The 20,946-nt window shown below is 56.6% G+C and carries 19 protein-coding genes; 16 read left to right on the forward strand and 3 right to left on the reverse strand.

The window, feature by feature from the left end:
• The first annotated feature begins 47 nt into the window (after positions 1–47).
• The 11 genes from KK078_RS21160 (at position 48) to KK078_RS21210 (ending at position 13,596) form a co-directional block, all read left to right on the forward strand.
• Complete coding sequence (locus KK078_RS21160) at positions 48–1,355, forward strand: TolC family protein (RefSeq protein ID WP_254092314.1); 1,308 nt, start codon at positions 48–50, stop codon at positions 1,353–1,355.
• A gap of 21 nt (positions 1,356–1,376) precedes the next feature.
• Complete coding sequence (locus KK078_RS21165) at positions 1,377–2,567, forward strand: efflux RND transporter periplasmic adaptor subunit (protein WP_254092315.1); 1,191 nt, start codon at positions 1,377–1,379, stop codon at positions 2,565–2,567.
• 32 nt (positions 2,568–2,599) lie between these two features.
• Complete coding sequence (locus KK078_RS21170; RefSeq protein WP_254092316.1) at positions 2,600–5,773, forward strand: efflux RND transporter permease subunit; 3,174 nt, start codon at positions 2,600–2,602, stop codon at positions 5,771–5,773.
• Positions 5,774–6,003: 230 nt separating this feature from the next.
• Positions 6,004–6,561: a dihydrofolate reductase family protein gene (locus tag KK078_RS21175; protein ID WP_254092317.1), complete on the forward strand. Its 558-nt coding sequence runs from the start codon at positions 6,004–6,006 to the stop codon at positions 6,559–6,561.
• Between the two features lie 29 nt (positions 6,562–6,590).
• Complete coding sequence (locus tag KK078_RS21180; RefSeq protein WP_254092318.1) at positions 6,591–6,848, forward strand: hypothetical protein; 258 nt, start codon at positions 6,591–6,593, stop codon at positions 6,846–6,848.
• A gap of 453 nt (positions 6,849–7,301) precedes the next feature.
• The gene (locus tag KK078_RS21185) at positions 7,302–7,541 is read left to right on the forward strand and encodes a helix-turn-helix domain-containing protein (protein WP_254092319.1); all 240 of its coding nucleotides are present in this window, start codon (positions 7,302–7,304) and stop codon (positions 7,539–7,541) included.
• Between the two features lie 240 nt (positions 7,542–7,781).
• Positions 7,782–8,966, forward strand: coding sequence for an MFS transporter (locus KK078_RS21190; protein WP_254092320.1), 1,185 nt, complete (start codon positions 7,782–7,784; stop codon positions 8,964–8,966).
• 43 nt (positions 8,967–9,009) lie between these two features.
• Entirely contained in the window at positions 9,010–9,483 is a 474-nt protein-coding gene (locus tag KK078_RS21195) for a Dps family protein (protein ID WP_254092321.1), read from the forward strand.
• Positions 9,484–9,503: 20 nt separating this feature from the next.
• A complete protein-coding gene (locus KK078_RS21200; protein ID WP_254092322.1) occupies positions 9,504–10,610 on the forward strand; it encodes a helix-turn-helix domain-containing protein in 1,107 nt (368 codons plus the stop codon).
• 224 nt (positions 10,611–10,834) lie between these two features.
• The gene (locus KK078_RS21205; protein WP_254092323.1) at positions 10,835–11,920 is read left to right on the forward strand and encodes a hypothetical protein; all 1,086 of its coding nucleotides are present in this window, start codon (positions 10,835–10,837) and stop codon (positions 11,918–11,920) included.
• A gap of 254 nt (positions 11,921–12,174) precedes the next feature.
• Positions 12,175–13,596, forward strand: coding sequence for a glycoside hydrolase family 125 protein (locus tag KK078_RS21210; protein ID WP_254092324.1), 1,422 nt, complete (start codon positions 12,175–12,177; stop codon positions 13,594–13,596).
• Between the two features lie 105 nt (positions 13,597–13,701).
• Here the strand turns inward: KK078_RS21210 and KK078_RS21215 are convergent, their stop codons facing one another.
• On the reverse strand, positions 13,702–13,929 hold the full coding sequence (locus tag KK078_RS21215; protein ID WP_254092325.1) for a hypothetical protein: 228 nt from the start codon (positions 13,927–13,929) through the stop codon (positions 13,702–13,704).
• Between the two features lie 232 nt (positions 13,930–14,161).
• Here KK078_RS21215 and KK078_RS21220 point away from each other — a divergent pair, with 232 nt between their 5' ends.
• Positions 14,162–15,205, forward strand: coding sequence for a GNAT family N-acetyltransferase (locus tag KK078_RS21220; RefSeq protein ID WP_254092326.1), 1,044 nt, complete (start codon positions 14,162–14,164; stop codon positions 15,203–15,205).
• Positions 15,206–15,307: 102 nt separating this feature from the next.
• The gene (locus KK078_RS21225; protein ID WP_254092327.1) at positions 15,308–16,207 is read left to right on the forward strand and encodes a hypothetical protein; all 900 of its coding nucleotides are present in this window, start codon (positions 15,308–15,310) and stop codon (positions 16,205–16,207) included.
• Here KK078_RS21225 and KK078_RS21230 read toward each other — a convergent pair.
• Positions 16,194–16,886 carry an energy transducer TonB gene (locus KK078_RS21230; protein WP_254092328.1) on the reverse strand — a complete coding sequence of 231 codons (693 nt, stop codon included), beginning with the start codon at positions 16,884–16,886 and terminating at the stop codon, positions 16,194–16,196. The two genes, KK078_RS21225 and KK078_RS21230, sit on opposite strands and share 14 nt — an antisense overlap.
• 246 nt (positions 16,887–17,132) lie before the next feature.
• On the opposite strand from KK078_RS21230, the gene KK078_RS21235 reads away from it, so the two are divergent.
• On the forward strand, positions 17,133–18,455 hold the full coding sequence (locus KK078_RS21235; RefSeq protein ID WP_254092329.1) for an amidohydrolase: 1,323 nt from the start codon (positions 17,133–17,135) through the stop codon (positions 18,453–18,455).
• Positions 18,456–18,640: 185 nt separating this feature from the next.
• Here the strand turns inward: KK078_RS21235 and KK078_RS21240 are convergent, their stop codons facing one another.
• The gene (locus KK078_RS21240; protein WP_254092330.1) at positions 18,641–19,312 is read right to left on the reverse strand and encodes a DinB family protein; all 672 of its coding nucleotides are present in this window, start codon (positions 19,310–19,312) and stop codon (positions 18,641–18,643) included.
• Positions 19,313–19,553: 241 nt separating this feature from the next.
• Here KK078_RS21240 and KK078_RS21245 point away from each other — a divergent pair, with 241 nt between their 5' ends.
• Complete coding sequence (locus KK078_RS21245) at positions 19,554–20,261, forward strand: dioxygenase family protein (protein WP_254092331.1); 708 nt, start codon at positions 19,554–19,556, stop codon at positions 20,259–20,261.
• A gap of 4 nt (positions 20,262–20,265) precedes the next feature.
• A complete protein-coding gene (locus KK078_RS21250; RefSeq protein WP_254092332.1) occupies positions 20,266–20,946 on the forward strand; it encodes a pirin family protein in 681 nt (226 codons plus the stop codon).

Genomic DNA, 20,946 nt, shown 5'->3' on the forward strand with positions numbered 1-20,946 from the left:
TGCTACTATCTCAAAGAGAAAAAAGACCACTAACCCTGATACTGTTATTGGTACTGTTCGCGCCGGCCATGCTCTTCGCACAAGAGCAGACCCAGCAGCCGGCAGTTTCCGATAGCCTGTTACAGGAGGCGACCCTGGAAAGGATTGTGCAGTATGCCCTGGATCATCAGCCTTCGGTGAAACAGGCCGAAGCCGACCAGGAGATCGTCGAGGCGACCATCGACGGCAAGCTGGCCGACTGGTTCCCGCAGATCAATTTTGTCTATAACTATCAGCACAACGTAGACCTGCCGGTAAACGTCATCGGTGGCAACGAAATTCGCCTGGGCGTGGACAACACTTCGTCGTTGCAGCTTCAGGCTACACAGACGATCTTCAACCGCGACGTACTCCTGGCAGCACGCACGGCAAACAAAGTGCGTATCCAGGCCGAGCAGCAATTGAGCTCGACCCGGATTGACGTGGTCGTAAATGTGTCGAAAGCCTTCTACGATGTACTGGCTACCACCCAGCAAATCAAGATCGGCCAGGAAGACATCATACGCCTGGAACGAAGCCTGAAAGACGCGAACGCCCAGTATACCGCCGGTGTAGTAGACAAGACCGACTTTAAACGTGCGCAGATTCAGCTGACAAACGGCAAGGCTACCCTCAAAGCCAACCAGGAAGCACTGAAATACAAGCTCGATTACCTGCGTGCACTGATGGGCTACCCGCCGAATGGCACCCTGAACATCCGGTATGACACCCTGCAAATGGAGGGTGAGATTGCGATGGACACCGTGCAGGCGCTGAGCTACAACCAGCACATCGACTATAAATTGCTGTATACCCAGCGTGAGCTCCAGAAAGCAAACCTGAAGTATGCCTGGTGGGCATTCCTGCCGACCCTCAATGCGTTTGGTGCCTATATCGCCAACTATCAGAATAACGAGCTCAGCGAATTGTACGGCCAACGCTTTCCGAACTCCTATTTCGGCGCTACCTTGACACTCCCTATCTTCCAGGGGGGCAAACGTACGGCGCGCATCCGCGAGCAACGATGGACACTGCAGAAGCTCGACTGGAGCATGGTAAACCTGCAAAACAACCTCACCACCGAGTACTCGCGCGCCATGGCTACCTACAAAAGCAGCCTGTCCACCTACCTGGCGTTGAAAGAGAACGTGGTGCTGGCCGAGGAAGTATACAACGTCGTGCAGTTGCAGTACCGCAGCGGTATCCGTCCATACCTCGACGTGACGATCGCCGAAACCGATCTGCGTACCGTACGCATCAACTACTTCAACGCCCTGTACCAGGTGCTTGCCGCCAAGATCGACGTACAACGTGCGCTGGGACAAATCAATTACTAATTAACATTCTCAAACATCTATATGTCAGTGAACACAATACAGAACTATTCAGTACTCGGCCTGCTGCTGCTGGCAGTGGCATGCGGTAAAAAAGATCAACCGGGTGCGATGCAAGGACCGCCGCCGGCGGGTGTCGTACTGCACGAGGTGAAAGCTTCCGATGCTGTTTATTATGATGAATACCCCGCCACCGTGCGCGCCCTGAACGAAGTAGAGCTGCGGGCACAGGTGAACGGATATATTACCGCCATCCACTTCACCGAAGGCGAGAAAGTAAAAAAAGGACAAAAACTGTACTCGATCGATCAGCAACAATACCAGGCAACCTACCAGCAGGCGGAAGCCAACCTGGCGGTACAAGAGGCCAACCTGCTCAAAGCCGAGCGTGACGTAGAGCGTTACCGCGAGCTGGCCAAGAGCGATGCGATCGCCAAACAACAGGTAGACTATGCCGAAGCAGCCTACGCCGCGGCCCTGAAGCAAGTAGACGCCGCCAAAGCAAGCGTGCGGGGTGTACAGACCAACGTGCGCTATTCTACGATCACCGCACCGTTTGAAGGGACCATCGGCATCTCGCAAGTGCGCCTGGGCGCAGCGGTATCGGCCGGCCAGACGTTGCTGAACACCATCTCATCAGACGACCCGATCGCGGCCGATATCACCGTCGATCAGAAAGAGATCCTGCGCTTCACACAACTGCAAGCCAAAGGCCAAAGCCCGAAGGACTCTACCTTCCGTCTTGCCTTCGGCGGCGAAGTATATAACAAGCCCGGCAAGATCAGCGTGATCGACCGTGCGGTAGACCCCAACACCGGTTCCATCCGCATGCGTCTCACATTCCCCAACGCCGGCAACGTGCTGCGGGCGGGTATGAGCGGTACGCTGCAAGTATTGTCGACATCCAGCACCGCCGCCGTATTGATCCCCTACAAATCCGTTACCGAGCAGCTCGGAGAGTTCTTTGTATATGTAACCGTACCCGACAACAAAGTAACGCAGCGCAAAATAACGCTGGGCCAGCAGATCGGAAACAACGTGATCGTGAAGAGCGGCCTGCAAGCCGGCGAAACGATCGTGGTGGAAGGTGTGCAGAACTTGCGCGAAGGCGCTTCCTATGCAGTCGTACAACCCGGTGCAGCGCCGGGAGCGCCCGCAGCAGGTGCTCCGGCCGCCGGCGCAGCCAAGCCCGAAGCTAAGGCAGAAAAGAAATAACCGAGACGGATTCTATTACCATACGAAAAGCAATGATAGCAGACGTATTTATAAAAAGGCCGGTCACTTCCATCGTCGTATCGGTGGTGATCGTACTGGTGGGATTGATCGCCATGACGACCCTTCCCATCTCGCAATATCCCGATATCACACCGCCCACGGTGTCCGTATCCGGTATCTATACGGGCGCGGATGCGCAGACGGTAGAACAGACCACGACCACGGCCATGGAAACGCAGATCAACGGTACCCCCGGCATGGCCTACATGTCTTCCAACAGTACCGGTAGTGGCCAAAGCAGCATCACCGTAACCTTCGACATCGGTACCGACATCAACATCGCTACCCTTGACGTTCAAAACCGCGTGAGCGTGGCCGAGCCGACGCTGCCCGAAGTCGTGCGCCGCCTCGGTGTGACCGTGCGCAAGCGTAACCCCAGTATCTTCATGGCGTTGGCGTTGTACTCCCCCGAAGGCACACACGACGCCGTGTTCCTCGGTAACTTCTCCAACATCTACATGAAAGACGCCTTGTCGCGTGTGAAAGGTGTCGGCGATATCTTTTCGCGTGGCGACGACTTCAGTATGCGGATCTGGCTGAACCCCGAAAAGCTCGCCGCCCTGAACATGACACCGGCGGAAGTAACGGCCGCCCTGGCCGAGCAAAACCTGCAGGTAGCCGCCGGTTCGATAGGGGGTAACCCGCAGCGCAACGTCCAGGCATTTGAATACAACGTACTGACCAATAGCCGGATCAACAAGAAAGAAGACTTCGAGAACATCGTCGTGCGTACCAACCCCGCCACGGGCAACATGGTATACCTCAAAGATGTAGCCCGCGTCGAGCTGAAACGATTCGACTATGGCAACAACTCGTATGTGAACGGCAAGCCCTGCGCGTTCCTGCTTATATACCTCGCCCCGGGCGCCAACGCCCTGGAGACCGCCGAAGGCGTAAACCGCACCCTGGCGGAGATGAAGAAAAGCTTTCCGAAAGATGTGGACTATCTCGTGCCCGTAGAGACAACGTCGGTGGTGGAAGTATCCATCAACGAAGTAGTGCACACCCTGGTGGAAGCCTTGTTGCTGGTGATCTTCGTGGTGTTCCTGTTCCTCCAGAACTGGCGCTCGACCCTGATCCCCATCCTGGCCATCCCCGTATCGTTGATCGGTACCTTCATCTTCTTTATACCGTTCGGCTTTACCATCAACACCCTGACGCTGTTCGCCTTCGTATTGGCCATCGGTATCGTGGTGGACGACGCGATCGTCGTGGTGGAAGCCGTACAGCACAACATGGACCACGAAGGACTTTCGCCTAAAGAAGCCACGCAAAAAGCGATGCGGGAGATCAGCGGACCGGTAGTAGCCATCGCGTTGATCCTCACGGCCGTGTTCGTGCCCGTAGGTTTTGTGCCCGGTATCGTGGGCAAGCTCTATCAGCAGTTCGCGATCACCATCGCGATCTCCGTGCTGATCTCGGCATTCGTCGCCCTTTCGCTGACACCGGCCCTGTGTATGCTCATGCTGAAGCCCGCCGATAAGAATGGCAATAAGAACTTCCTTGACCGTTTCTTCGCAGCTTTCAACCGCTGGTTCGATCGCGTGTCACACGCCTATACCGGCGGTGTACACAGCTGGATCAAACGCACGCCGCTCGTCATGGTGATGATGGTGTGTGTATTCGTCGGACTGTTCCTGCTCTTTAAGAATAAACCGACGGGCTTCATCCCGCCGGAAGATGAGAAGCGCGTGATCGTTACATACGAATTGCCCGAAGGCGCGTCGACCCAGCGAAGCATCGCCATGATGCTGGAGCTGCAGAAACGTATCAAACAGATCCCGGCCGTCGATGTCGTGGGGGGCCTGGCAGGCCTGAACGTACTGACGTTCTCGAACAAATCGAACTCCGGTACGGTGTTCATCGCCCTGAAGCACTGGGAAGAGCGGAACCTCAAGACCGAAAGTGTACCAGCCATTATCGCCGAGATCCAGAAACGTACCGCCGACATCAAAGAGGCACGCGTGATTGCGATCGCGCCACCTGCCATCCCCGGCCTGGGCCAGTCGTCAGGGTTCACATTCGAGTTGCAACAGACGACGAGCACCGACGATGTGCAGAAGTTTGAAGGTGTACTGCGCAAATTCCTCGGCGCCGTTAACCAGCGCCCCGAGATCGCCATGGCATACTCGTTCTTCACGGCACGCACGCCTAGCTACCAGGTTGACGTAGACAAAGAGAAGGCCAAGAAGCTTGGCGTATCCGTGGCCGAAGCATACGGAACACTGGCTACCCTGCTGGGAAGCTCGTACGTCAATGACTTCAACATCTACGGCCGGAACTTCCGCGTCGTGGCGCAAGCCGACTCGACATACCGCGGCAACATCAACGACATCGGCCGCTACCGCGTGCGCAACAGCGCGGGCGGCATGGTACCGCTCAGCGCGCTGATCACCTCCCGCGTGATCGAAACGCCGGCCGTGGTGTCGCACTACAACCTGTATCGTTCCGCCGAGATCATGGGTTCTGCAAAGCCCGGCTTTAGCAGCGGCCAGGCCATCGAAGCCCTGCGCGAGGTGGCAGACCAGACATTACCCGCGGGCTATGGCTACGACTTTTCGGGCATGAGCCGCGAAGAGATCAAAGCCGGTAGCAGTACCGGTATGATCTTCGCCGTCTCTATCGTGTTTGTGTTCCTCTTCCTGGCAGCCCTGTATGAAAGCTGGTCCGTGCCGTTCTCCGTACTCTTTGCAGTACCCATCGGCGCCCTCGGATCGATCCTCACGCTGACGTTCATGCCGGCCCTGACGAATAACATCTACGCGCAGATCGGTCTCATCACCCTCATCGGGTTGGCGGCAAAGAACGCCATCCTGATCGTCGAGTTCGCCAAAGAGCGTTTTGACAGAGGCATCGACGTGATCCCGGCTACGCTCGAAGCCGTGCAGCTGCGTCTCCGCCCCATCATCATGACGTCGCTGGCGTTCATCCTGGGGGTGTTGCCGCTGGCCTTCTCCGCCGGAGCTGGCGCCGAAGCGCGCAAAACCATCGGCTGGACAGTAGCCGGAGGGATGGTTGCTGCAAGCTCGCTGGCCATCTTCGTGGTGCCCGTACTCTACGTCCTGGTAACCAAGATCGCCTACCGCAACCGCAAGATCGAAGAACCACCCGCATACGCCGTCGAGCAACCCATCACACCGCACTAAACGGTCAAATCATAACACCAAGCTGCCCTGGTTTCCCGGGGCAGCTTTTTTTTATGCCAGCGGCATCTGGCGCCGGTCTTAACCCCGTCCCGGGGTGAGACCGGTGCCACGTATGGCTGCGGTCTCCCGACCGCCGTGAGCAATGGTACCACATTTTTCAACTACTACTGACATACCCTTGTCACCGACCAGCGCCAGATTGCGTTGTACAAAATAAAACCACAAACGATATGCGAAAAATAATCCTGGACCTTGCCGTCACACTCGACGGCTTTATCGAAGGCCCCAACGGCGAGATCGATTGGTGCATCATGGACGACGAAGTCGGAAAATACTTCGAAACCTTCCGTGCGTCCATCGATACCGTGCTCTACGGCCGCACCAGCTATGTGGAGTTCGGCAATCACCAACCCGACGCCAACAGTCCCCAGGACGTCATCGACTTCTACCGCGACATAAACCAGATGAAAAAATACGTCTTCTCGCGGACGCTCGGCACGGTCACCGACAATGCCACCGTGATCAAAGACAACGTCGTCGAAGAAGTGAACAAGATCAAACAGCAACCCGGCAAAGACATCTGGCTGTTCGGCGGCGCGTCGTTGATCACCACCTTTGTGAACCACGACCTTGTAGACGAGTACCGGTTGTCGGTACATCCTATTATACTGGGCGGGGGCAAATCGCTCTTCCAGGACATCAAACAACGCGTGGGGCTCACATTCCTCAAAGCCGTGCCCTATACATCCGGCGTCGTCACCTTGTATTATCAGCGCGCCACAACGTAATGCTACCCGGAAATTAGTACCTTTTGCCCATGAACAACACGCCCGACAATACCGCAACGCCCCGCATCAGCACCGACAAAGCGCTGATCACGCTGCTGAAGTACAATATAGAGAACTCCATCAAGCTGACCTCCATCATGAAGCGCCAGCTGGAGCTGAAAGCCCTGCTGCAACACGGCACCCTCGACAACGACCAGGTCAACGAAGAGCTGGCCATCCGCCTGGCACAGATCGACGAGCTGGTACAAAAAGAGTTCCGAAAAGACCTCGACTTCATCACCTCCTGACAGCTTAATTTATTGGTGCAAGGTACCGTCATAAAAATCAAGAGCCGTACTGACAATTTCTATGCGCTGACTTTTTTGCGTCAGCAAAAGTTAACGCGGGTAGTAGGGGCGCAGCCCCTGCACACATCAGCCCCTGGCGCAAGTCTTCCGACCGAAGGGAGGGCGACTTGTGCCCAGCACTGTTCGTGCGATCAATGGAGGTGGTCTCCCGACCACCGGCCGCCACGCAAATTGTCTTCGAGGCCTACCGGTAACAGCGATCAGTTGCCGCCACACCTTGCGTAAGTCTTAGCGCGCACAACACCCGTTACCACTCATAGTATACATACTATAGTATAATAATACCCTATATTTGCCAGAGGCAGTACCCCGCCAACGCTGCTGCCATCCTCTCTCCTGACAATCTTGCTCCCGCCGCACAAGCCAAACGGAACATTTATTAAAATATACTACATGAGCCAGTCAGAAGACCTGACGCCCGCGCGGCGGGCCATACTACAACGCATTGGCGCCAAGCTCCGCGAGACACGCGAGCAGCAGGGGCGGAGCATCGAGTCCGTGGCCGCCGAAGCCGGCATCACCGTAGAGCTCCTGTGCGCGATCGAAGCGGGCCGGGAAGAGGTGGTGCTGGAATCGCTGGCATGGATCAGCGCATTCTACGGCACGTCCCACGACGACCTGCCGGGGAGATAATAGGGAAGCTTTTTGAAAAAAAACTTGCATGGATCATCGTTCCCGTAAACGACGTGGAGCCGTTCGTTAGATTGGTGCAATCGTTAGCTAACAAAATAATGAGTCGTTAGCGAAGGGATCGTCAGAAGACCGGTAACGATGTCGGTGGTTTTTTATACCCGGAATGCGGGAATTATTCAAGGGGCAGAATATGTTCAGTATTTTTGCCGGTTGCAAGATTGCAGCGATACGAATAAAAAGATGAAGAAGAGTTTACTCGCATTGATGTTGGGCGGATTGGCCCTCGGTACGACGGAGTTTGTGATGATGGGCATCCTGCCGGACATTGCCAACGACCTCGACATATCCATTCCCGTAGCAGGCCACCTCATTTCGGCGTATGCGCTGGGCGTGGTGATCGGCGCGCCCCTGCTGGTGGTACTGGCCGGAGCTTATCCGCCCAAGAAGATCCTGCTCGCGCTGGTCATGATGATCACCGGCTTCAACGCCCTCTCCATGCTGGCACCGGGCTATGACCTGCTATTCGTCACACGCCTGTTGTCAGGCCTGCCGCACGGCGCCTTCTTTGGCGTGGGAGCCGTGGTCGCAAGCCGCCTGGCCGACAAAGGCAAAGAAGCACAAGCCGTGTCGATCATGTTTGCCGGGCTCACCGTTGCCAACCTGGCAGGTGTACCGCTGGGCACCTATATCGGCCACCACATCGACTGGCGTTATGCCTTCGTACTCATAGCCGTCATCGGCCTGGTAACCCTGCTGTGCCTGCAATTGTGGATGCCACGCCTGGAAGCAAAGAGCGACGGCAGCCTGAAGGAACAAATGAAGTTCTTCCAAAGGGCCGACGCCTGGCTGATCATCTGCATCACCGCCATCGGCACTGGCGGCTTGTTCTGCTGGATCAGCTACATTGCGCCGCTGTTGACGGAGATCTCGGGCTTTGCGCCGGAATCCGTACCCTATATCCTGGCCTTTGCGGGTCTGGGCATGGTGTTCGGTAACATCCTCGGCGGCTGGCTGGCCGATCGCTTTTCACCGGCGAAAACATCCGCCGCGTTGTTGGTCGCCATGGCCGTGTCACTTATTCTTGTATATTTCGTGTCGTATAACAAAGCCTTTTCCCTGATCATGACATTTGTCACCGGCGGCATGGCCTTTGCCCTGGCAGCGCCGATACAAATGCTGATGATCCAGACCGCAAAGGGAGCGGAGATGCTGGCCGCCGCCGTATCGCAGGCATGCTTTAACCTGGGCAATGCGTTGGGCGCCTATCTGGGCGGCCTGCCCATCGCCGCGGGCCTGGGCTATACATCCCCGGAGTGGGTAGGCGTGCTGATGGCCCTCACGGGAGCGCTGGCGGCCGTCGGGTTGATCCGCATACAACAAAAACGCGAAACGGAAGTGACCGAACCGACACCCCAGGCCGTATAATAGTATAGTAGAAAAAGAAGATATACTTACCCCAACCCATTTTATGAAAACAAACATCGGAATCCAGGAAGATCGCACCCAGGCGGTAGCCGTTCAATTGTCCAAGCTGCTGGCGGACGAATATGTACTCTACACCAAGACGCGCAATGCGCACTGGAACGTAGAAGGCCCCGACTTTCACAACATGCACCTCTTCTTCGAAAGCCAGTACGAGCAGCTCGACGAGATCATCGACAACGTAGCCGAACGCGTACGCGCCCTGGGCCACTACGCACCCGGTACCCTCAAAAGCTTCCTGTCGCTGACACACCTCACCGAATACAGCGAGCGTGAGAACACCAGCAATGGCTTCCTCCGGGAGCTGCTGGCCGACCACGACAGCATCATTACCTTCCTGCGCGAGAACATCGAGCCCTTCGCCAACGAATACCGCGACGCCGGCACCAGCGACTTCATCACCGGGCTGATGGAACAGCACGAAAAGATGGCCTGGATGCTGCGGGCACATTTGAAATAATCTTCGTAGTATAGGCGTAGATGCTGCAGCAACCCCTATGTTCCATCTACGCCTTTACCAGCGGATGCGCCTTTCTGCTGGCCTTCCTGTTGCTGGCTAACCCCCTGCGCAGGAACCGGACCGCCAACCGATGGCTGGGCCTCTTCCTGCTCGCATTAGCCTGTGCGTTATCCGACCAACGCGACTGCCAGGCAGAAGTATACATGCATTATCCCTGGATCGCGGCATTACAGGAAATTACACGCCTGGCCATGGCGCCCGCATTATACCTCAGCGTCATCAGCTTTACCGTGCCCGGCCGGCGTTTCGTCCGCCGGGATCTGTGGCATTTTCTTCCCTTCTTTCTGTTCATCGGCTTCACCCTCTCGCTGTTGCTGGATGTGTTCGAGCCCGCCAAAAGCATCGGGATGTTCCTGTTCTTCGCCATAAAGGTGCAGGTAGTGGCCTATTGGATCATGTCCTATCTCCGGCTTGTACGCCATGAAGCCGACATCCGCCTGTTTACCGCCGCCGTCGAGACGATCGACCTTCGCTGGTTGCGCTATTTCCTCTACGGCCTCGCAGGCATGCTGCTGCTGTGGCTCAACGACGTGTTTATACACAACCCCGTCATTACCGCGGGCACCCCGATAGGCTATTTAGTGGGCGTGATCGGGGTAGCCTATTGGTCCCTCCGCCAACAGGAGGTCTACCCGTTTCCGCCGCGCGAAGCCGCCGCCCTCGCCGACATCATCACCGAACAACACCGATCCACCCCGCGCGCGCCACGCCTCACCCCCCAGCAGCTCGCCAGCCTAAAAGAACAGCTCATACACCTGGTGGAGCGCGACAAAATATTCACCGATCCGGACCTCGACCTTCCCGGCCTCGCCCGCCGCATGTCCATCACCACGCATGAGCTATCCTATCTATTGAACGAAGGCTTCGGCCAAAACTTCTTCCAGTACATGAACGCCCACCGCGTGGCCGAAGCCCGCCGCCTCTTGCTCGACCCGGGCCACAGCCACCTGAACATGCTCGGCATTGCCTTCCAATCCGGCTTTACCTCCAAAACTACCTTCAACACCACCTTCAAAAAGATCACCGGCCAATCTCCCTCCCAATTTCAAAAAACAGGCCGGGCGTGACCACGCATCAACGCCTGGCGCGTGTTAGGCACCTAGCGCCAGCGCAGGTGCGTCACTTGTGCCCCGCATGGGGGCAGTCTCCCGACTGCCCAGTGGTCACGTCGTAATCTGCGCAACCACACAACCATCCCGGCAACGCCGACCTATCCGCCAAAAAAAGACGTTCGATCGTATCCATCCGAACATCCCATCACCAAACCCTGCCCACCTTCACCCCCTAAACCATGAGCACCATGAAAAACCACCATCCCACATCCCTGTTCTCCAAACTCCTGCTATGCCTGCTATCCGGCATCACCGCCGGCGCCACCCTCGCCCGCCTCGGCCACCGCTTTCTGGTAGCCTGGCTCCCCTTGCCGGTCATCTACGGCGCCAGCCTCCTGCTGGTGCTGGCCGCCGTCATCGCCGCAGGCGTATGGCACCACCGCGACAAGGGCCGGGAACCCCAAAAAACAACCCTGGCCTACTGGCAAGGCGTCTTGCGCTACGCCGTCGCCCTGGACCTCTCCATGTTCGGCTGGCAAAAAATCTTCCACCTGCAGTTCATCACGCCGCTGGCCATGCTCGATGAGCCCTTCAGCAGCTTCACTGGCGAGTGGCTCACGTGGAGCTACTTCGGTCATTCCTATCCCTTTGTCGTAACCGTTGCCCTGCTGCAGATCGGCGGCTCGTATGGGCTGCTCTTCCGCCGCACCCGCCTGCTCGCCATCTTCATCCTGATGCCCGTGATGGTGAATATTGTTCTCATCGACCTGTTTTACGGTCTCGAAACACTTGTCCTGATCCACGCCTGCATCCATACAACGGCCTTGCTATACTTAATGCTCACCGAACGCCGCCGCCTCTGGACTTTCTTCCTCAACACCCCCGCCGCACTACCGGCGTCCATCCGGCATCCGGGTCTCCGAAATACCCTCCGCATCAGCGCCATGATCATTCCCCTCATACTTCTCGCCACGTATCGCTTCCCCGACCATCACCCGCACCTCACCGGCAAATACACCGTCCACAACCTCCGCATCAACGGCAACACCATACGCAACGCCACGCGCCAGGACAGTGTCCTTACCGATGTATACCTCGACATTGCCGACGAATGCGTCTTCACCTTCAACAGCCTGGACCGCCGCGCCTTCGGCCACTATACGTTCGACGAAGCCACCGACAGCCTCCACATCGCCTGGCACTACCCGATCCCCAATCCTCCCCGGCTCCGCGCCACGCTCACCGCCACTCCCGGCGACAGCCTGCGCTTGAATGGGATCATCGGCCACAGCCACATCACCGCCGCTATACGTCGCGTAAAATAACGTTAAAAAATAGGGCGCCGGCCCAACCCCGGCATCTGCCGTCACCGCAGACGAATAGCCTCAGCCAAAGAAAAATTGCTAAAACGTGCCACCAAAGCCAAAATCACACGACCGCACATCCATATTCCCCACGAAATTTTGCTTCCGATGCGCCATCGTCGAAAACGGATTATTACATTTGGGGCTTCCCGGCGGTCCGGGCGCGCCGAACGGTGCCCCACGCCGTTTTTCATTAAGCAACCGAAACACCAATTATGAACAGAAGAACATTTATGCAGCAGGCCGGAATGGCAGGAACAGGCATCCTGTTAAGCAGCCACCTGGCACTGGGTGCAGAAGATGCGGGTTTTCCCATCGTACGCACGGCGCCGTCCAAACGTAAATTCACAAGCAAGGCCGTGGAGCAAGCCATCGCCGAGTTTCGTAAGAACGTCAAGAACAAGGAGCTGGCCTGGTTGTTTGAAAATTGCTTCCCCAACACGCTCGACACCACCGTATTTCACACCACCAAGAACGGCCGTCCCGACACGTACGTCATCACCGGCGACATCGACGCCATGTGGCTCCGCGACAGCAGCGCGCAAGTGTGGCCTTACCTCGACTTCATGAAAGCCGACAAGCCCCTGCAACAGCTCATCGCCGGCGTCATCAACCGTCAGACCGCATGCGTGCTGAAAGATGCCTACGCCAACGCCTTCTACGGCGACGAGACAAAAGTAGGAGAGTGGGCCAAAGACCACACCGACATGAAGCCCGGCGTACACGAACGCAAGTGGGAGATCGACTCCCTGTGTTACCCCATCCGCCTGGCATACCACTACTGGAAGATCAGCGGCGACACCGCCCCCTTCGATAACAACTGGCAGCAAGCCATCAAGACGATCCTGAAGACCTTCAAGGATCAGCAGCGCAAAGAAAACCTCGGCCCCTATAAGTTCCAGCGCGAGACGGCCGTGGCAACCGATACACTACCCATGAGCGGCTATGGCTATCCGGTAAAACCCGTAGGCCTCATCTGCTCGGCGTTCCGCCCCAGCGACGACGCGACGGTATATTCGTTCCTCATCCCGTCCAACTTCTTCGCCATGGTAAGCCTGCGCCAGGCAGCCGAAATGTTCGTGGCCATTGCCAAAGACAACCAGACTGCCGGCGAGCTGAAGGCCCTGGCCGACGAAGTAGAGAAAGCGCTGCAGCTCTACGCAACCACCGAGCACAAAGACTTCGGCAAAGTGTACGCCTTTGAAGTGAACGGCTTCGGCAGCTACCTGCTCATGGACGATGCCAACATCCCCAGCCTGCTGGCGCTGCCCTACCTGGGGGCCGTAGCAAAGAGCGACCCGGTATATGTCACTACCCGTAAGTTCTTGTTCTCCGACGAGAACCCCTTCTTCTTCAAAGGCACCGCCGGCGAAGGCATCGGGGGCCCGCACGTAGGACAAGACATGATCTGGCCCATGAGCCTCATCATGCGCGGCCTCACCAGCGACGACGACCAGGAGATCAAGACCTGTATCGACATCCTGAAGCGCTCGCACGGCGACACCGGCTTCATGCACGAGTCGTTCCACAAAGACGATCCGAAGAAATTTACCCGGTCGTGGTTCGCGTGGACCAACACCCTCTTCGGCGAGTTCCTGTGGAAAGTATATAAACAGAAACCGCAACTGTTGGCTTAAGCGAACAAAGCACATAGGCATCACGATAGCACCCCGGCGAAAAACGTCGGGGTGTTTTTATATACAGTGCCCGTGTGGAAAAACAGAAACAGTGGTGTGGAAGCGTTATTGCAGGACAGCGTGTCCCTCCAGTATACAATCACCTTTGGTGACCGTCATTTCGCGGCGCACCGCCTCGCTGGTCATGCGCACGATCCAGTCTTTCCAGATCGGATGGAGTACCACGGTATAGGTATGGTCCGCCAGCAGAAAGTCCGGAAACTCATCCAGAAAGACGACGTAGAGGTGCTTGAAATAGCGGACCTTTTGATGAAGCTCAGGATCGAATTCCATAGAGAACGACAGACGACTGCGTTTTATTCATAGTGTAATGTTAGCAAATCCTGAGAACACACGGTCGTAAAGGCATAGTACTATTTTACCATTCGATACCCGGAAATATCCCCGTACTACTGGAAGCAGGATACAAAGACGACCTGATTATGAATGTTTTAGGGAAATAGGGTGAATCCTCGTAATTTTACGGAGCAGGTACCGGTCTGCCATTATACGCACCAGGAGCACTATGTTTTCACACGTACATTTCCCGCAAAAGCTCGCTCCCGAAGACCTCGATGTGTACCTGGCCGCAGGCTGGTTCCGCATGGCTCAAAGCATCTTTACCACCAACTTCCTCAACTTCAAAGGACAGTTCTATAGCGCCGTTTGGCTGCGCGTAGCACTGGAGAATTTTACCGCCGACAAAAACCAGCAAAAGATCCTCAAACGCAACAGCGCCTTTCGTACGGAGATCCTTCCCGCCAAGGTAACCCTGGCACAAGAGGCCCTCTTCGCCACCTACCGCGCCAGTGTATCGTTCGAAGCCGCCACCTCGCTCAACAGCCTGCTATACGGCAAAGTATTCTATGCGATATACGACACCTACGAAGTGAACATATACGACGGCGACAGGCTCATCGCCTGTGGCTTCTTCGACCTCGGTCGCAACAGCGCCGCCGGGATCACGAGCTTCTACGATCCCGAATATCGCAAATATAGCCTCGGCCGTTACCTGATATACCTCAAGATGGCGTATTGCCACCAGCAGGGCCTGGAGTATTTTTACCCCGGCTACTTTGTACCGGGCTATGCGCTGTTCGACTACAAGCTCGACATGAACCGCGACCTGCTGCAGTTCCTGTCGGTAAGCACAGGGCAGTGGACTCCCATCGAAACATTCTCACCCGCCGTAAACCCCTTGCTGGTCATGCGTCAGAAGCTGGAAGCTATACAGGAAGAGCTCCGGCACGCCGGCATAGACATGACATTATATCAATACGAATTCTTCGACGGCAACCTCATACCCGAGCTGAGCGACATCGATCTGTTCGACTTTCCGGTGTTCCTCAAAGGCACCGACCCCGCGCTGGGCGAGCTCGGGCCGTGGATCGTCTACGATGTACGCGACGAACACTACCACGTCTTCCAATGTACCATCATCGGTACCCCCGCCATGCCTGGCCAGACACCCGGCAACTATACCGAGCACCTCGTCAAGGTCGACCACGACGTAGCCGCCGCCCCCAACGCCGAAGGCATCGTGACCATCATCAGGGCCCAGTTGGCATAAGGCCGTCCCGAACGGAGACATGTCGAAAAAATAAAGGCCACCAATAGGGATTGTGTTTCCCAACGTCGAAATTCGCCCGCACCGGACATAACTGCCCCCCGCATGAACTATATCGTCTATCTTTCGCACACCAGCAAAGACATCTACTACGAAGCCCTGTATTCCATTTACTCCCTGGCCATACGCCAGGACCTGCAGAACGTTTCGTTCATCATCTACACAGACGACCCCGGCGCCTTTCAGAAATACCTCGGCCACCTGCAGGTACACTACGAGATCATGACGCCCGCGTTGATGCGCGAGTGGCGCGGCAAACACAACTTCGTGCACCGCGCCAAAGTCCGGACGCTGCAAGACGTGCTGACCAAATACACCGGCAACTTCCTCTTCCTCGACTCCGATACCTACGTCCAGGAAGACCTCACACCCATCTTCGACCGCATCCAGGCCGGCGAGTTGTTTATGGACCGCATGGAAAAACACCTGGACCGCTCGAAGATCTATAAGCCGCTGCACAACCACACGGTGACCATCGACGGCCAGCCCGTCACCTTCACCGAAGCCGTAGAGATCTGGAACACCGGCGCCGTGGGCTACACCAATGCCAGCGCACCCCTGCTGGAAAAAAGCCTGGCATTGACAGATCAGCTGCTGGACTATTACATCCGACACATCATCGAGCAGTTCGCCATCTCTTATACCTTCCAACGCGCCGCGCGCCTCCACCCCCTCGACGCCTACGTTTTCCACTATTGGAATGTAAAAGAATTCCGCAGCTACCTGCGCCAGATCTTCGAACACCCCGCCGCCGAACACTGTCAATCGCTCGAAACCATCGTCCGCCAGATCGACCCATCGGTGCTGCTGAAACAAAAGCTGAACTGGAAATACAACGGCGGCATCGTCCGCGCCATCGAGCGCATGTTCGGCAAGAAGTTCACCCTCGCCCCACTAAAGATCGAAGAGCTGCTGGAAAACGGCAGCCGGACTACGCAAGTTTAAATTTGACCGATATAAGGATCTCGGCATCTACCGGCTGTCCGTTTACTTTCAGGGGAACCCAATCATCCGGAAACGTCTTAATGATGCGGAGTGCTTCTTCTTCCGCGCCACCACCAATTCCCTGGTCGATGGCCTCGTTGATCAGCTGACCGTCCTTCGTGACAGTAGCACGAATCCATACGGTTCCTTCAATACCTCTTCTGCGTGCTTCTGCAGGATACCGCAACGTATTCACATAGTAGTGGAGGATTTTGCGGGTGCCTCCTAAGAAGAGCGGTGCCCGCCCCGTTGTATTTTTCTGTTTAATACCATCTGCCAGGATCAGCACTTTGTCCCGCGGCACAAATTTATCATAAACATCCGCCGGCTCTTCCAGGAGTATGCTGTCGGTGCTGAAATCGATCCGTTGAATGATCTGCCCCTTAGCCTTAACTTCCCAGATACCAGCCCGCTTTCCGTTTTCATAGTGCCCTTTTTCCGTCACGCCCGTCCACCTGGCGTTACACGCTTTCTCGTAGGGACCGTGTTTGATAGGTACCTGCTGGGTGTTGCCCTCCAAAACATAGAAAGTTTCCTTGATGGGTGGAATTTCGGTTTTCACGACAACCTTCTTGGGCTGTTGCCCCAGGGCCAGTGTCAGAACAAGGAAAGAAAATAGAACGGTAAAAGCTGTACGCATGCCAGTGGGATTAGTAGCGTAAAGATAGCCAGCAATTTTTTAGAAAAGTAACAGGCGATGAAGTAAAGGCCCCCGCAGCATGTATATTTGTCTATCCCGATCCAATGATCGTCCCCAACGCCGGCTACTGAGTGAACCGGCAGGACATAACCTTCATGCCTGAACGTAGCCTTGGAGGCAGGCGAGAAAACTTACCACCGCGAAGACCAAACAGCATCAACCCCGGGTATATAAACGATAACCGCCATGCGTAGAAACAATATTCTCCTCGCCGCAGCGATCCTTCTGGCAGGCGCCGTCCACGCGCAAACACCCGCCATGAAGAAAGTAGCCGAAAGCATCACCGTCGGGCAAACCGACCTCGAGCAGCTCTACCGTCACCTGCACGAGCACCCCGAGCTGTCGTTACAGGAAGAGAAGACCTCCGCGCGCATGGCCCGGGAGTTAAAACAAGCAGGCTTCAGCGTGATGGAGAATATAGGAGGCTACGGCCTCGCCGGCGTACTGAAGAACGGCGACGGCCCGGTGGTATTGATCCGCACCGACATGGACGCCCTGCCGTTGGAAGAAAAGACCGGCCTGCCCTATGCCAGCAAAGCACGCGGCGTAAACGCCGCAGGGCAGGAGGTAGGCATCATGCACGCCTGTGGTCATGATTTGCACATGTCGGTCTTCATCGGCACCGCGCGGGCGCTGGTACATGCCCGCAAATATTGGAAAGGTACATTGGTGATGGTCGCGCAGCCCGCGGAGGAAGTAGGCTTTGGCGCCGAGAAGATGTTCAGCGCCGGCCTGTACGAAAAGATCCCTTACCCGGATGTAGCCCTGGCGTTACACAACCACGCCACCCTGCCGGCGGGAAGCATAGGCTACAACCCCGGCAACTTCATGGCCAGCGTCGACATGATGAATATCACGGTGCGCGGCCAGGGCGGTCACGGCGCAGCGCCTCACGAGACTATCGACCCGATCGTGTTGAGCGCTCAGATGATCCTGGCATTCCAGACCATTGTCAGCCGCGAGATCAATCCGCTGGAGCCCGCCGTCATTACCGTCGGCTCGATCCACGGCGGCACCGTCCACAACATCATTTCCGACGAAGTAAAATTACAGCTCACCCTTCGCTCATACTCGCCCGCGGTACGCAAGCAGATCATAGGCTCCATCGAAAACAAAGCAAAACACCTGGCCCTGCAAGCCGGCCTCCCCGAAACGAAGCTCCCCGAGATCACCATCAACGAACCCCGCGTCCCCGCCACCATCAACGATAAAGACCTTACGCTAAAACTGGTGAGTGTCTTCCAAACGACCTTCGGCAAAGACCGCGTCTCCGAAGTACCCTCGGCCATGGTCGGCGAAGACTTCAGCTGGTTTGCCCTCCAGCAAAAGAAAGTTCCCCTCTGCATGTTCTGGCTCGGCACCGCCGGCGCAGAAGCTATAAAGACGGCACAACAAACCAACACGCCAATGCCCTCCCTACACGCCGCGACTTTCGCGCCAACCATAAACCCAGCGCTACGAACCGGCATTACTGCCATGAGCGCTGCGGCGTTATCGCTGCTACATTAACGCGCCATTTACCGGCCACTTGCTGGCGCAAGTCTGAGCCCCGCCGCGGGGCGGAGACTTGTGCCGCGACTGACGGCAGTTTGCAACTGCCGTCGTGCTGGCCCAATGCCTGCCGCCAGTTGCAAACTGGCGGCAGATATAGGCACAAGTCACCGCTTCGCTCAGACTTGCGCCAGCAATAAGCATCATTCATTCGAAGCCTTCGCCCCCGGCAATCTACTCTTCAAAAAAGCGATCTGCCCGCGATGATTCGACTCGTGCTCACACACATGGAACCACTTCCAATAGGTATTGTACGACTCATCTTTCGACCACTCCGGATCCACCGCCAGCAGCCACGCATCATCCTTCGTCTTCAACGTCGCCAGCGTCTTTTCCCGCACCGCCGTGATCTTATCCACATAATACTTCAGCTCATTCCCTTTGATCACTTTTCTTCCCTCATCTCCCAGCTCCATCGCCGCACCCCATTCTTTTTTCTCGGCATCGTTAAATTCCTGCCGCCCCTCGAACGTATTGGCCTGATAAAAAACTTCCGTCGCACCAAGGTGCAGCAGCAACGCACCGATCGTATTCGCCTTCGGATCAAGGAGGAAATCCAGCTCGGTCTTCGTAAACGACTTCGTCATGCGCAAGATCGTAAACCGGTTATAATTCAACATCGACACGAGCGTACCGATCTGCGGTGAGTACCCCGGCGTCGGCCCGATAACATGTACACTGTCTTTCGCGGTTGGCGCGGCAGCATCCGCCGCAAACGAGCTGAGGCCGGCCGTGAGTCCGACAAGGCCGGCTGTCAGTTGCGTCGTCGTGCGCAGAAAGCCTCTGCGGCTTTGGGAGGGAGAAAAGTTGTTCATGGTTTTGGTAGTAAGGTTAACACAATAAGAAAGACGGAATTTAGTGTATCGCCGTTATTTATCATAGCGGCCGCCGACCGTACTTTCCCCCTTTCATAGCTTTCTCTCCGGAAGTACGTAACTTGGTCTACACAAACGCCGGGCTCGTCGCAAGCCGGCGGCCCTGCACATACGAAAGCGGTTACGAAAGACGTAATGCAGACATGCATACCAACAAAGACTTACCTAACCAATCACGAACATGCAGCGAAAGCAATTTTTAAAGACCCTGGGAATGACAAGCATGCTGATGCCCTTATTGCACGCATGCGGCAGCGACGACGACGTCAATGCTGCCACGAATGAAACGGGCGACTGCGCCCTGACCGACAGTGAGACCGCCGGACCGTTTCCCACCAAGAGCCCGGCCTCGCTCGTCATGACCGACATCCGTTCCGACCGCACCGGCGTGCCGTTCACCTTCACCATCACCGTGCAAAACAAAGCCGAAGACTGCGCCGCCCTCGAAGGCGCCATCGTCGACGTATGGCACTGCGACAAAGACGGCTACTATTCCGAATACGGCGGCACGCAAATGCAGCAACAGGATTTTACCGGCGTACACTTCCTGCGTGGCCGCCAGGTAACAAACGCCGACGGTAAGGTAGGCTTCACCTCCATCTTCCCCGGCTGGTACCAGGGCCGCGCCACGCACATCCACGTGCACATCTACAACGCCGACGGCGACTCGCTGCTCGTGACGCAGATCGCATTTCCCGAAGGTTCCAACAGCGCGGTAAGCCAGGTAAACGCCTCGACCGCCAACGGCTATACCAAAGGCATGAGCGGCTATACCACCAACGCCAGCGACAACATCTTTGCCGACTCCCTCGACAATGAGATCGGCACGATCACGGGCAGCGTTGCCGACGGCTTTGAGCTCACCCACACCATTGTCGTCAACGCCTGACAGGATGTCGACAGCCGAAGCAACGATCTACTTAGCGGGGCGCCGCGGCCGTTCGCAAACCGACATATACCGCAGCGACCACACGCTGAGTTTTGAAACCTACGTACGAGAGGGCCGGGGCACCTTCGGCAACCTCCAGGCCCTCAACGACGATACCCTCGGTGCCGGCGGCAAGCGCACGCTGACCGCCAGCGCCGACCGTATCGTGTGGCTGATCCCACTCATCGGCGCCCTTCGATACCAAACCACCACGGGCGTCCAGGCCACCCTGGAGCCCGGCCAAACCCACAGCCTCCGGCTCCCCGCCGGCACGGCGTTACAGGTCATCAACCCGTATGAAGACGAACGCATAAACTACCTCCACGTCTGGCTCACTTCTGGACCGCCCACGCACACCATCGAAGTTCAGGAATATACTATACTACTGGATCAGCAGAACCAACTAACTTCCATCGGCGACCACGCCGCTCCCGACCTCCGCATGGGCCGATACCAGGGCCGCGCCGAGGAAGTATACCGGCCGCGCGACGCCGCCAAAGGCATCTTCGCCTTCGTCATCCACGGTGCCTTCGAGATCGAAAACCGCCTCCTCGAATTCCGCGACGCCATTGCCCTCTGGAATACCCCCGAAGTAACCTTCGAAGCACTCTCCAACGACGCCATCGTACTATTCATCGAGCCGTAG

The sequence above is a fragment of the Dawidia soli genome, from assembly GCF_018598185.1.
GTDB classification, from domain to species: Bacteria; Bacteroidota; Bacteroidia; order Cytophagales; family Cyclobacteriaceae; genus Ohtaekwangia; species Ohtaekwangia soli.

Coding starts and splice junctions, on each gene's coding strand:
- KK078_RS21240 (WP_254092330.1), bottom strand. CDS start 19,312: ATGAACAACTTTTCTCCCTCCCAAAGCCGCAGAGGCTTTCTGCGCACG.
- KK078_RS21210 (WP_254092324.1), top strand. CDS start 12,175: ATGAACAGAAGAACATTTATGCAGCAGGCCGGAATGGCAGGAACAGGC.
- KK078_RS21215 (WP_254092325.1), bottom strand. CDS start 13,929: ATGGAATTCGATCCTGAGCTTCATCAAAAGGTCCGCTATTTCAAGCAC.
- KK078_RS21220 (WP_254092326.1), top strand. CDS start 14,162: ATGTTTTCACACGTACATTTCCCGCAAAAGCTCGCTCCCGAAGACCTC.
- KK078_RS21165 (WP_254092315.1), top strand. CDS start 1,377: ATGTCAGTGAACACAATACAGAACTATTCAGTACTCGGCCTGCTGCTG.
- KK078_RS21200 (WP_254092322.1), top strand. CDS start 9,504: ATGCTGCAGCAACCCCTATGTTCCATCTACGCCTTTACCAGCGGATGC.
- KK078_RS21185 (WP_254092319.1), top strand. CDS start 7,302: ATGAGCCAGTCAGAAGACCTGACGCCCGCGCGGCGGGCCATACTACAA.
- KK078_RS21175 (WP_254092317.1), top strand. CDS start 6,004: ATGCGAAAAATAATCCTGGACCTTGCCGTCACACTCGACGGCTTTATC.
- KK078_RS21235 (WP_254092329.1), top strand. CDS start 17,133: ATGCGTAGAAACAATATTCTCCTCGCCGCAGCGATCCTTCTGGCAGGC.
- KK078_RS21190 (WP_254092320.1), top strand. CDS start 7,782: ATGAAGAAGAGTTTACTCGCATTGATGTTGGGCGGATTGGCCCTCGGT.
- KK078_RS21205 (WP_254092323.1), top strand. CDS start 10,835: ATGAGCACCATGAAAAACCACCATCCCACATCCCTGTTCTCCAAACTC.
- KK078_RS21250 (WP_254092332.1), top strand. CDS start 20,266: ATGTCGACAGCCGAAGCAACGATCTACTTAGCGGGGCGCCGCGGCCGT.
- KK078_RS21180 (WP_254092318.1), top strand. CDS start 6,591: ATGAACAACACGCCCGACAATACCGCAACGCCCCGCATCAGCACCGAC.
- KK078_RS21170 (WP_254092316.1), top strand. CDS start 2,600: ATGATAGCAGACGTATTTATAAAAAGGCCGGTCACTTCCATCGTCGTA.
- KK078_RS21225 (WP_254092327.1), top strand. CDS start 15,308: ATGAACTATATCGTCTATCTTTCGCACACCAGCAAAGACATCTACTAC.
- KK078_RS21230 (WP_254092328.1), bottom strand. CDS start 16,886: ATGCGTACAGCTTTTACCGTTCTATTTTCTTTCCTTGTTCTGACACTG.
- KK078_RS21245 (WP_254092331.1), top strand. CDS start 19,554: ATGCAGCGAAAGCAATTTTTAAAGACCCTGGGAATGACAAGCATGCTG.
- KK078_RS21195 (WP_254092321.1), top strand. CDS start 9,010: ATGAAAACAAACATCGGAATCCAGGAAGATCGCACCCAGGCGGTAGCC.